Origin of the sequence: Candidatus Desulfosporosinus nitrosoreducens (genome assembly GCF_030954495.1) — a bacterium.
In the GTDB taxonomy this organism is placed as follows: domain Bacteria; phylum Bacillota; class Desulfitobacteriia; order Desulfitobacteriales; family Desulfitobacteriaceae; genus Desulfosporosinus; species Desulfosporosinus nitrosoreducens.
This window is the reverse complement of sequence record NZ_JAVHUW010000050.1, coordinates 63,056-75,399: the sequence shown is the minus strand read 5'-3', so window position 1 is coordinate 75,399 and position 12,344 is coordinate 63,056. Positions and strand designations below refer to the sequence as shown.

The following is a 12,344-nucleotide window of genomic DNA, read 5'->3' as shown; positions in this document are numbered from 1 at the left end:
GACTTAGCCGCTCTTGACTCACCGCTTGGCAAAGCGGGAGTCTTAGAGCGGATTAGTCAGAGGATAAAGAAGACTTGATTCAGGTGGAGTTTTACTCCAACTGAATCCTAGTCGCACTTATCCAGGGACTTAGCCGCTCTTAACTCACCGCTTGCCAAAGCGGGAGTCTTAGAGCGGATTAGTCATCGGATAAAAGTGATGAAGCTCACTTAAATTGCTGAAAAGCTGATGGCTTCTACCGCGAGGGTGGAACTATTGGCTTTTCTATTTTCTGATGGAGGTATTAATAAAATGAAACAAAGCAAGCCCCAAAAAGTACATAATAACGTCAAGACTCTTGGCTGGGTTGCATTTTTCGGTGGTTTTGGTCAGGATATGATCCAACCCATACTCCCACTTTTCTACTCTTCGGTTCTGGGATTGAGCAAAGAAACGATAGGTTTAATCGAAGGCAGCCTTACAACAATCGTCAGTATCTTTAAAATTCTGTCCGGTGTTTTGTCCGACAGGTTGAAAAAACGAAAAACCATAACATTTATCGGATATCTGCTTTCGGCAATCAGCCGCTTTTTGTTTGGTTTTATTGTTGCTCCATGGCAGGCCTTTGTCTTACGTCTGATTGACGGCGTAGGCAAAGGGACAAAAGATGCGCCAAGAGACGCGCTGGTTGCCCAATCCGCCAAAGAGGGCAGGATGGGATTCTCTTTCGGATATCAACGTATGCTGGATACACTGGGTTCAGCTTTGGGACCGCTCGTGACAGCCGGATTATTACTCCTTTTAACTGAAGGCAATATGCGTTACAGAATTATATTTTATATCGCAGGCGCAATTTCCGCGCTTACGCTGCTATTGATAACCCTCTTCGTTACAGAAAAAAAGGACTTGGATACAAAAGAGAAAAGCAAATTTGATTTCAGCCTTATAAAGGGGAATTTCTTATTTTTCCTGATCATTATGCTTGTCTTTACCCTTGGCAATTCAAGTGATTCGTATTTAATTTTACGTGCCCAGAATGTCGGCGTCAGTGTGATAGCGATTCCGATTATCTATGCGCTCTTCAATATGTTTTACGCTGTATTGGCTGTACCGGCAGGCTCTCTGTCCGATAAAATAGGCCGGGTAAGGGTTATGCAGGCGGGCTGGCTCATCTATGCTCTGTCTTATCTTGGTTTTGCCCTCGCAAAGCAGCAATGGCAGATTTGGCTGGTGTACATTTTCTACGGCATGTACTATGCGACTACGGAGGGCATAGCAAAAGCTTTGGTAGCCCGTCTTGTGCCAGATAACAAGCGTGGGACAGCCTATGGTTTCTTTAACGCCTCCTTAGGAATTATGACGCTGCCGGCGAATTTGATAGCCGGTTATCTCTGGGATCGGGTTTCACCTTCAGCAATGTTTTATTTCGGCGCCGCCTGCGCCCTGGCCGCTTTTATTTTGCTTACTTTCTCTAAATTAGAGAAAGTAAGCGAAGCAGGATAACAAAAGTTAAGGGGAAAGTTTGGTCAATAGCCCAAGAAATTAATGATAGGTTAAAACAATGAAAACCAGGGGAGGGATTTAGGTGCTTGAAAGTAAAAATGCGGTCAGTATCGAAAATTCATATCAAGGAACTGGTTTGAACGATGATGATCTTCAGGCTAAGAGAAAAGAATACGGTTATAATGAAATTCCGGAAAAACAGGCGGGTCCGGTCATAGGGACCTTAAAACGTATGTGGGGTCCCATCCCGTGGCTGCTTGAGGCGGCCATGATATTCGAATTGTTTATGGGAAAAGGGGTCCAGGCAGCAGTGGTTTTTCTTCTGCTTGTATTTTCTGCTGTAATCGGGGAAATCCAAGAAAAGCGCGCCAAAAAGGCGATTGGCTACCTGCATCATCAGTTGCAAATCAGCGTTCGTGTTTTGAGGAATGGAACATGGCAGACGATGCCGTCCCGCGAGCTTGTCCCCGGAGATATTGTGCACGTCAGAGTTGGAGACATTGTCCCGGCTGACATAGAAATTATCCAAGGAAATGCGAGCGTTGATGAATCTGCACTGACTGGCGAATCAATTGATGTAAGCAAAGAAGCCGGCGACACCATTTTTTCAGCATCTACGATCAGCCACGGCGAGGTAATCGCCGGCGTAACCGCCATTGGGAGGCAGAGTTCATATGGTAAAACTGCAGAATTGGTCCGTACTGCTGAAGCTCCGGGGCGGCTACAGGTATTGCTTTTCAATATCGTCCGATATCTTGCCTACTTGGACGTTATACTCGCCGTTATTCTAGTGGTCACCGCGTTTATTAATGGGACGCCTTGGCAGGAACTGTTGCCATTCTTGGTTATTTTGTTTATTGCTACCATTCCTATTTCAATGCCCTCCAGCTTCACTGTGGCCAATTCACTGGAGGCGCAAAATTTAGCGAAAGAACATGTGCTGATAACAGGGCTGTCCGGGATTCAGGAAGCCGCCAGTATGAATGTCCTGCTCGTTGACAAAACGGGGACCATAACCAATAATCGGCCTGAAATTGCCGAACTGGTGCCTTTGGGGCAGCAAGGAGAAGGCGAATTGCTGAAATTGGCGGCTGCCGCAAGCGACGATACCTCCAATGATACTATTAGCACAGCAATCCTCGGGGCTCTAAAAAAGCAAAACTTAGTTATGCCGGAGAGATTATCCTTTACCGCATTTGATCCGGTTAGGAAAATATCCACAGCTCAGATTAGTCAAAACGGGAACCAGCTAAATGTAGTGCTGGGTTCCCCAACAGTCATTGCTGAGATGGCGGTAGTTCCGGACAATTTTACAGCTCAGCTTAATTTACTGAGTTCGAAGGGTTCCAGGATTCTGGCGGTTGCTTCGGGCGAAAGTGAGAAACTGGTCTGCCAAGGGCTTATTGCCTTGGCTGATTCGCCGCGGGATGATGCCAAGGAGTCCATTGCTAAAATTAAGGAATTAGGTATTCGGGTGATTATGCTGACGGGTGATACGGCCGGTACCGCCAAGGCGATTGCGGAGCAGGTGGGGCTTGGCAACCGCATTGGGACATTGCAGGACGCATTATCCAATCCCTTGGGATTTGACGGGTTTGCGAATGTTTACCCCGAAGATAAGTACAAAATTGTCCAAGTTATACAGAAATCAGGAATGGTCGTCGGAATGACCGGAGATGGCATTAACGATGCGCCGGCGCTGAAACAGGCGGATGTCGGCATTGCAGTCAGCACTGCCACGGACGTTGCTAAATCTGCTGCGAGGGTTGTATTAACCGAGCCCAAGTTATCTGACATTACCAAAGTGATTGACGGCGGCCACCGTGTTTATCGGAGGATGATGACCTGGACGATTACCAAATTGGCCCGCACAGCCGAGCTGGCGGCGCTCCTGACCTTTGGATTTATCTTTAGCGGATTTTTCCCGGTTTCCTTAAGCTTAATTGTTTTCATCGTTGTGATGAATGATATGGTTACCTTAACGTTAGGAACCGACAATGCCTGGCCAACAACAGTCCCCGAAAAATGGAATATGCCTCAGCTGGCCAAAATATCCGCTATTTTTACCATCGGGTGGCTGGCTCTTGGGCTAGGACTGCTCTGGTTTTACTTTAAAATTCAAAATCTAAGTGCAGCTCAAATCAGTTCTTTAATGTTCATTTACCTGATCTATTCGGCTATGGAAACTATTATTATGACGCGCACCCGGGATCAATTCTGGTCATCAGTACCAAGTAAGTGGGTTAGAGGAATGGTTGCCCTAAATATTGTCCTTGCTACACTGATGGCGCTCTTTGGCTGGGTGATGGCCGGGGTTTCCTGGAAATATATCGCAGTATTATTTGTCATTACGCTTTTGGCCCTGTTGATTTTAGATGGTCTGAAGATTCGGTACTACAAAGTTACCGGCATTTTAGGGACTGAACGTCATTCATAAGCCAATACTGTTTCTAGCTTTTTTGTTGCTGCTTTTTGCAGGAATTTAAGGAGACTTGTGGAATGATTTTTACAAAGAAGATAATTTTTTACCTAATGCACAAAACTATATAAGCCGATGCTGCTTTTAAAGATTTGAATCACCTAAAGGATGTTTATTTAGTACTGAGTACTCCCAATTTGGCCGCCTGTCGGAAGCGTTGAAGAAATTTTTTCGTTTGGAGGAGAAATGATAAATTGGATCTGGAAATATAGAGAATTTATCACAGCTTATGATAAAAGCAATTCGGAAAATGATTGGTTTCAGAGTTATGTTAATTCTTATTTGATGCCCAATATAGATTTATTAAATGGAATATACTTCCGACAAAGGGGCTTTGCCACCAGAGCTGATATCCTGGGGAGGATGGACGCTTTAGGCGGCAAAAAGTATTTTGAAAAATTACGAACCAATATTGGCGACCTGGAAAAATTTGAAGAGAGTGTTAAAAGCTGTACGCAAAGCATTTTGAGTAATTTTAAGGTACAGCCTGGAGATTTGGATTTCTATATAATTATCGGTTTGGATGTTACAAATATATATTCTACTGCCTATCAAGGGGAGAACGTTACTGTACTTTGCCTTGAAGCAGCTAATGGTGACATAAGCAATCTGCGCTTGCTCTTATCTCATGAATGTCATCATTGGCTAAGGGGTACCTTTTTTGAAGGGAAATTATTTGGAAATTGCGTCGGTGAAAGGGTGGTTACTGAGGGCTTGGCCATTAATTTTTCGGAGTCTTTATTTCCTGGCAATCAAGTATGTGATTATTGTTACGTTCCTGAAGCAACAGTTAATTGGGTGACGGATCACTGGAACGCAATTGACAAAGTAATTTGCGAGGAAGTCTATAAAAACGATAATGCATCGGGTTTCTTTACTCGTCATAAAACCTCAGGTTTGCTTCCGGATGAGCCACCCAGAATAGGCTATGTATACGGATATTTGAAAGTTAAAGAGTATCTGGAGAAGGTAAAGTCCAATCCTATTGACTTAGTTGGTTTGAGCTGGGAAAAGGTATTTTTCCGCCCATCGGCTCACCCAGAACCTTGGAGAGTGGAGGATAATTTTTGAAGGGAGGAGAAGTCTTTTTTCCTCCGGAAGTTCTTAGAGAGGGGAACGATGATGAAAACTTTACTTGATGAAACTAAAATCGGAAATATGCACTTGAAAAACCGCTTTATCCGCTCCTCGGTCGGAGACAAGACCCCGAACGGGCGTGTGACCGAGGGGATGCTAAAAACCTATGCTACTCTGGCAGCAGGCGGAGTCGGAACGATTATCACCGGTTTTACTTTAGTCGATGAGGCGGAAGGTTTCTATTCCATGCCCGCTATCTATAACGATTCATTTATCGAGGAAAACAAGAGGTTGGTCGAGACTGTCCATGCCCAGGGAGCGAATATTATACTGCAACTGGTTTATGTCGGTTCCTATGTGATGGGGGATAGCAGCGGCCATAAGGTGTTGGGCCCCAGTGCCGTTGCAAATTTAAGTACCGGAGTCATCCCCAAGGAGATGAATTTAACGGAAATAAAGCAGGTGCAAACTAAATTTGCGCAAGCGGCCCGGAGAGCGCAAGCAGCGGGGTTTGACGGGGTAGAAATCCATGCGGCCCACGGATTTTTACTTAACCAGTTTATTACGCCTTATTATAACCGGCGCGATGACGGTTACGGCGGTCCGATTGAAAACAGAGCCAGGATGACGCTGGAGACTTTCATAGCGGTTCGGACGGCAGTCGGCCCGGAATATCCGCTATTGCTTAAGCTTAACTGTGACGACATGATCGAAGGCGGACAGACTTCGGACGACTTTCAATACGTAGGCAGAGAATTGACCAAACTCGGAGCGGATGGTATTGAGGTCAGCGGAAATTGGTACCTGATTCCGCCTGAAAAGCAAACGGAGAGTTTCTTTTTAGAGGCGGCGGCACTTGTTGCCAAAGAAAACAAGACGGCTGTTATCTTAACCGGAGGCAACCGGGATTTTGCCAATATGGAGAAAATACTCAACTCGACTGACATCGGGTATTTCGGACTGGCCAGGCCGTTTATTGCCAAACCTGATCTTGTAAATAACTATAAGGAAAAAGGTGGAGGCTCCGCCAGTTCTTCGTCTCATAATTTGTGATTTGGGGTAGGAGGTATGTTTTTGGACATAACATATGTTGAAGGCGGAGAAGAGCTCTTAAAGAGAGTAGCTCCGCTCTGGGAAAAGTTGAATGAACATCACGCGGGTATTTCGACTTTTTTCAAGGATGATATTGCAAAAAGGACATTTGAGCAGAGAAACGAACAATGGATTGCAAAAGCGATACAAGGATTTCTGAGAATTGACCTAGCGATAGAGAAACGTTCAGATAAAGCGATAGGCTATTGCGTTGCTGTTCTTCATGAAGGTTATGGTGAGATTGATTCGCTATATGTGAACGAGGCTTTTAGAAAAATGGGAGTAGGAAGCTCTCTTATTGAATTGGCGCTGAAATGGCTGGATAAAAAAGCGGTTATTAAGAAAAAGATTAATGTTGCAGTAGGTAACGAACAAGCCTTTCGTTTTTATCAAAAATATGGCTTCTATCCTAGAGCAGTTATATTAGAACAGCAAACTTAAATTTAATTTTTAAATTTAAGTTATAGAAGTTAATTACTGTCAACTCGTAATTGGTGTGCTTCATTTCTATTATTTGTATTATTCGGAGGTATGAATGATGAAGGTGTTAATTCTCACAGGAAGCCCTCATCCGCAGGGAACCACAGCGTTACTAGCCGATGAGTTTATTATTGGCGCAAAGGGAGCGGGGCATGAGGTCGTTCGTTTCGACACAGCAAAATTAGATATTCATCCATGTCTTGGATGTTTTCACTGTCACAACAATGATGGACGATGTGTGTACGATGATGATATGAAGCAAATTTTTCCGCACTTATTGAGTGCTGATGCAATCGTTCTGGTAACCCCGCTTTATTATTTTGGCATGACAGCACAGCTTAAGCGAGTTATTGACCGCTATTTTTCAGTTAATTCCATATTGCGCCAAACTCCCAAACAACTTTGTTTACTTGCGGCTTGTGGCGATAAAGAAAGATGGGCGATGGATGCTTTGGTTGTGCATTATCAAACTTTATGCCGTTATCTGCACTGGCAAGAAGGGGGTATGGTACTGGCGATTGGTGCTTATACTCGAAAAGATGCGGAAGAGAGTAATTATCCATTGATGGCTAAAAATTTAGGAGCCGGATTACAGCCATTTTAAAAGCCACCGCATTAGTTCATTTGCTTGCAGGCATTATTATATGTGGGTTTTTTGACAAGTATATCGACAGGTCAAGTCGAGCAGCAAGAAAGTTTTTCAGTCTAAGTCCAGTAGTACACTTTCTATAATAAATACAAACGGCAACCGGCATAGATCTTTGCTGGTTGCCGTTCCGATAGTGTCCTATCCGGCAAGAACACTATAAGGACTGACGGTTATTGGATAGTACAGGGAGGGTTAACTGTGGATTGTAGATGTGGATTTCATAATGAGGATGGATGGTTCCGGTATAGAGCTGCAGCAATAATTATCCCCGATGCTTCTCCTTGGCCATTCGAGTAAGCTTTTCTTTTAGATTCTCCGGAGGAACATGCAAATCAGACCGGCGAGACATGGTCATTGAACCCGTCGGGCAAGCTGAGGAACACACACCGCAACCAATACAGATGTCAGTATTTACAACCGGTATTTCTACGCCATTTTCCTGATTAGTCATTGCAATAGCATGAATTTGACAGCTATCGGAACAGATACCGCAACCTACACAACTTTCCAGTTCTACGGATGGCATAAAGTTGCTGGGATGGGTAGCAAAGATTTGCTTTTCATTAATATCACGTAGAACATGGCAGCAACAGCCACAACAGTTGCAGATGTATGTCGGTTTGTTCATCACATTATCGCACAGATGAACCAATCCTAGTTTTTGGGTTTGTTCCAGTATTTTCAGCAAGTCATCTACCGTTGCCGGTTTACCCAGCCCTTTGCGTATGATCCATTCGGCGGCTGGTCCGAGAGACATACAAACTTCTTGAGGCGCGTCACAGGCTTTGCCAAGATGTGATGCTTCGTGGCGGCAAGCGCACAGGGAAATTGCTCCGCCGCCGGATTGCCGGATAACTTCCGAGGCTTTCTCATAGTCTAACACTTCCGTCTCGACGGCCACCGGGATGACACTTTCATAAACCAGGCCGCGCATCATTTTCGTGTTTATTCCGGCTATTTCCTCAGCTACACCATCGCTGTGAAAGTACGTTTCAAATAACTCTGCCAGCTCCTTTAAATTTAAATGGTCACCGGTCCGCATAAAGGTATACTCGAAAAATCCCACCAACATAGGAACCAGCATGTAATAAACGGTATCCTTACGCGGTATGTCAAGCATTAATCCCTTGTCCGACATTCCGTCCAAAATTGGTTTAAGTTCTTTTTCATTAATGCCGGTGATAGTGGCGATCTTATTCAGGGGCATTGGCATTAAAGGAAATTTACTGCCGACCATGGCTTCGCTTTCCGTATAGAGCCGATGAAGAATTGCCATCAAGTGTTCGTTTATCGGCGCCCCTTCCGGAGTCTTGCTCAGGCGTTCGGCCAGTGCCTCGTAAAGCTCTTCTTTGGCATTTATGATATGTCCCATATTCTTTTATCCTCCTTTGATAGCTCTTTCGATATTGAAGAGCATTAAATCTGTTTTAAAACCCATTCATGAATGAGTAATCATTCAAATACAAGCAAAAATGTGCTCGCAACTATTAGGTTATGTTTTTGACTAAAAAAATTACTCTCCTTTCTGCTTTAGGTTAATTTCATCGCTCACACCAAATGTTCGCAGAAACTCTTCAATACATCCTGGTGTACCGGTTAGCTCCATCAAGGGCAAAAAACGGCTGCGTTCACTTCGTTTTACAGCCAAAAATGAAGCCCACACCTCAGGTGATACTGTCACTATAAGATCAGGATTCTCCGCTTCACCTTCCTTGAGTGACCATTGATCAGCGTCAAAAGTCAAAGCAAAAGTTTTATTAGAAGGGAAAGAAATTTGCCAAGTTGCCGGACGTGACAGTTTGCGGGCGCGAATATTTAAAGAGTCTGTTAACACACCCATAGTCAGGTGCGGGTGAACCACTTCTCCAGGTAAGGGAGGCCGCATGGCGTGCTTAAGGCCCCATTCTTTTAGCGCTGACACTATTGGTCGAAGATCTTGTCCTGCCGGTGTCAGTCTATACCAGACTTCGCGGTGGCCTTGCTGCTCTTCCCGCTCAACAATGCCCGACTCTTCGAGCTGGCGAAGTGTAAGCGTGAGCCACTTAGGTGTAATGTCACTAGAATACTTCAACAAGTCACTGAATCGTTGCGGCTTATGCAAAAGGTCTCGAATGATGGTTAGTGACCATTTTCCACCAATTACTTCAAGTGAAAAGGCCACAGGGCAGTAGTGGTTGTATTTTTTTGTCATTGGGGCCCCTCTTTATCCATATCTTAAATATAGTATCCTAAGTATAGAATAAATACGATCATTTGTCAATAATTATATGATTATTCTAAATTTTTAACTAACCGGACTAAGGCCATAGAATTTAAAGATCGAGATCCCACCGGAAGTGGCCTTTTACCAAGAGGCATTAGTAATGTAATCAGAAGGTATTCGAAGTCACTACAAAAGGGTGCTTGTTAAAAGCCCCATAGGTTATCTCAGGAATTTGCAGGGGAAATTCAATAAAAATAAGAATGAATTTTTGGAGGTGAGGATGAGAAAAGGATTCTGGTGTGACTTTTCGCACATCAAAGGTATTTCAACAATCACAGAACAATATTTGAATTAAGCCTAAACTTAGCTTAGTCAATTGAAATATAGAAATTTAACTATTTGAATATTAGGAGGAAAGAACAATGAGTATGTTTTGTTATCAGTGTCAGGAAACAGCCAAAGGAACTGGTTGTACGCTGAAAGGGGTTTGCGGGAAAACGGAGAATGTTGCCAAATTGCAAGATCTCCTTATCTACACGTTAAAAGGAATCGCCATCTATGCGGTTCAAGCGCGGGAGCGTTATCTTATACGTAAAGATGTTGATCAATTTATCATGGAAAGCCTTTTTAGCACGATTACCAATGCCAACTTCGATAAAGAGCGTTTTGTCAAACGAATCCAAGCCGCCCTCGAACTCCGTGAAGATCTAAAACAAGCTCTCATTCGCGTAGGGGGCGAGATACCTGAGAACTTGCACGATGCCGCGACCTGGACGGGTTCTCCGGAGGAGTTTGAAGCGAAAGCCGCCCTTGTAGGCGTCTTAGCGACGGAAAATGAAGATGTACGCTCACTCAGAGAGTTGCTCACTTATGGTTTAAAAGGGATGGCTGCGTATGCCGAGCATGCATATACTCTTCAACACAAAGATAGCGGGATTTTTGCCTTTATAGAAAAAGCTTTGGTCGCCACTCTGGATGACACCCTTGAGGCTGGGGACCTTGTAGCACTTGTCTTGGAAGCAGGAAAACATGGGGTTGATGTCATGGCTCTATTGGATAAAGCCAACACAACTACCTATGGCAACCCGGAACTGACAAAAGTCAACATCGGGGTTCGGAACAACCCGGCCATTCTCATTAGTGGACATGATCTCAAAGATCTTGAAGAGCTGCTCAGCCAAACGGAAGGAACCGGCGTGGATGTTTACACCCATGGTGAAATGCTCCCGGCTCATTACTACCCGGCCTTTAAGAAATACGGGCATTTTGTGGGCAACTACGGCAATGCTTGGTATAAACAAGATAAAGAGTTTGACTCCTTTAACGGGCCCATATTCTTAACAACCAATTGCCTGGTTCCTCCGAAAGATTCTTATAAAGACCGTGTCTACACGACCGGTGTGGTTGGTTTTGAAGGGGTTAAGCACATCGCAGACCGGGAAGAGGGAAGAGCGAAAGATTTTTCGGCACTGATTGAACACGCGAAAAAATGCCCGCCGCCTACAGAAATAGAGACTGGTGAAATCGTTGGGGGATTTGCCCACAATCAGGTTCTTGCTCTCGCCGATAAAGTTGTGGATGCAGTTAAGTCCGGAGCCATAAAGCGCTTCTTCGTGATGGCGGGCTGTGATGGCCGTATGAAGAGCCGTGATTATTATGCAGATTTTGCGCAAGCATTGCCGCAAGATACGGTTATTTTGACGGCAGGATGTGCTAAGTACAAATATAACAAACTAAACTTGGGAGATATCGGCGGCATTCCCAGAGTTCTTGATGCCGGTCAATGCAATGATTCCTATTCCTTGGCGGTTATTGCTTTAAAACTAAAAGAAGTCTTTGGTCTGGATGACGTCAACCAACTCCCCATCTCTTATAACATCGCTTGGTATGAGCAAAAGGCTGTCATTGTCTTACTCGCCCTCCTGTATCTCGGTGTAAAAAATATACACCTTGGACCGACGCTTCCGGCTTTCTTATCTCCCAATGTAGCAAAGGTTTTGGTTGAAAACTTCGGAATCGCCGGAATCACGAATGTGGAAGACGATCTTAAAATTTTCATGGCCTAGTATTCTCATTAAAATGAATCCTTCACTTTAATTGGTTAAGCCACTTGTAACTGAGGGTGTCGCTCTTGCTATTTCTTGCTTAGCGGCACCCCTCTTCAATAAAATGTTGACCCTTATCAAGATTGACAAGAATATAAGGAGGGTGATCGCGATGACAGCGATTGAAGAACTAAAAGCTGAACATGAAGCCGTCCTTTTGACCATTCGTATCTTAGATAAAATCACAAACAAACTGGAAGCCGGTCAAGCTATTGATGTCAGACACCTGGAGCAAATCCTTGAATTCCTTAAAGTATTTGTCGACCAATGTCACCATGGCAAGGAGGAAAAGGTTCTATTCCCAGCTATGGAAGAGGCCGGTATTCCTCGTCAGGGCGGCCCGATCGGCGTCATGTTTTATGAGCATGACCAGGGGCGCAGCTTCGTTCAAGGCTTAAGAAGCGGAGTTGAAGGTTATCGAGGCGGTAAGGACAATGCTAGCGCTGAAATCTCAAAGTATGCCCGAAACTATGGCCAGCTTTTAACCGCGCATATTGAAAAAGAAAATAATGTCCTTTATGTCATGGCGGAGAGGGTCTTAAGTTCCGAAAAAATGGCTGAAATGGCTGAATCCTTTGCCAGGATAGAGGAAACAGAAATCGGTCCGCATAAACATGAAGAATTTCATAAGACATTGCATGCTTTGAAAGATGTTTATCTAACATCTTAAAAATAGTCAATTAAGGATATTAGGGAATTGTAAAATTTCTGATATCCTTATCTTTTAGCATCTTACTGTAACTAAAGCCGGTTTATCATAATTTGCAAATGAGAGTT

10 protein-coding genes and 1 riboswitch are annotated in these 12,344 nt (G+C 44.1%); of the genes, 8 read left to right on the top strand and 2 right to left on the bottom strand.

The genetic code is table 11. From position 1 onward, the window contains the following. Positions 1-185 precede the first annotated feature (185 nt). Positions 186-245: riboswitch (Fluoride riboswitch) on the top strand. A gap of 46 nt (positions 246-291) precedes the next feature. The 6 genes from REC12_RS12100 (at position 292) to REC12_RS12075 (ending at position 7,214) form a co-directional block, all read left to right on the top strand. Beyond that, the gene (locus REC12_RS12100) at positions 292-1,482 is read left to right on the top strand and encodes an MFS transporter (protein WP_308894745.1); all 1,191 of its coding nucleotides are present in this window, start codon (positions 292-294) and stop codon (positions 1,480-1,482) included. Positions 1,483-1,564: 82 nt separating this feature from the next. After that, the gene (locus REC12_RS12095) at positions 1,565-3,919 is read left to right on the top strand and encodes an HAD-IC family P-type ATPase (RefSeq protein ID WP_308894744.1); all 2,355 of its coding nucleotides are present in this window, start codon (positions 1,565-1,567) and stop codon (positions 3,917-3,919) included. 228 nt (positions 3,920-4,147) lie between these two features. Further along, entirely contained in the window at positions 4,148-5,032 is an 885-nt protein-coding gene (locus tag REC12_RS12090; protein ID WP_308894743.1) for a DUF2268 domain-containing putative Zn-dependent protease, read from the top strand. Between the two features lie 48 nt (positions 5,033-5,080). Continuing rightward, positions 5,081-6,091: an NADH:flavin oxidoreductase gene (locus REC12_RS12085; protein ID WP_308894741.1), complete on the top strand. Its 1,011-nt coding sequence runs from the start codon at positions 5,081-5,083 to the stop codon at positions 6,089-6,091. Between the two features lie 21 nt (positions 6,092-6,112). After that, positions 6,113-6,571 carry a GNAT family N-acetyltransferase gene (locus REC12_RS12080; protein WP_308894739.1) on the top strand — a complete coding sequence of 153 codons (459 nt, stop codon included), beginning with the start codon at positions 6,113-6,115 and terminating at the stop codon, positions 6,569-6,571. 94 nt (positions 6,572-6,665) lie between these two features. After that, entirely contained in the window at positions 6,666-7,214 is a 549-nt protein-coding gene (locus tag REC12_RS12075; RefSeq protein ID WP_308894737.1) for a flavodoxin family protein, read from the top strand. A gap of 307 nt (positions 7,215-7,521) precedes the next feature. Here the strand turns inward: REC12_RS12075 and REC12_RS12070 are convergent, their stop codons facing one another. Both REC12_RS12070 and REC12_RS12065 read right to left on the bottom strand, forming a co-directional pair. Further along, positions 7,522-8,631 carry a 4Fe-4S dicluster domain-containing protein gene (locus tag REC12_RS12070; protein ID WP_308894735.1) on the bottom strand — a complete coding sequence of 370 codons (1,110 nt, stop codon included), beginning with the start codon at positions 8,629-8,631 and terminating at the stop codon, positions 7,522-7,524. A 141-nt stretch (positions 8,632-8,772) separates the two neighbouring features. Further along, positions 8,773-9,450 (bottom strand): winged helix-turn-helix transcriptional regulator, encoded by a 678-nt coding sequence (locus tag REC12_RS12065; RefSeq protein ID WP_308894734.1) that lies wholly within the window; start codon positions 9,448-9,450, stop codon positions 8,773-8,775. A 434-nt stretch (positions 9,451-9,884) separates the two neighbouring features. Here REC12_RS12065 and hcp point away from each other — a divergent pair, with 434 nt between their 5' ends. Then, the gene (gene hcp, locus REC12_RS12060; protein WP_308894732.1) at positions 9,885-11,528 is read left to right on the top strand and encodes a hydroxylamine reductase; all 1,644 of its coding nucleotides are present in this window, start codon (positions 9,885-9,887) and stop codon (positions 11,526-11,528) included. A gap of 151 nt (positions 11,529-11,679) precedes the next feature. Continuing rightward, positions 11,680-12,237 (top strand): hemerythrin domain-containing protein, encoded by a 558-nt coding sequence (locus REC12_RS12055; RefSeq protein ID WP_308894731.1) that lies wholly within the window; start codon positions 11,680-11,682, stop codon positions 12,235-12,237. The last annotated feature ends 107 nt before the right edge of the window (positions 12,238-12,344 follow it).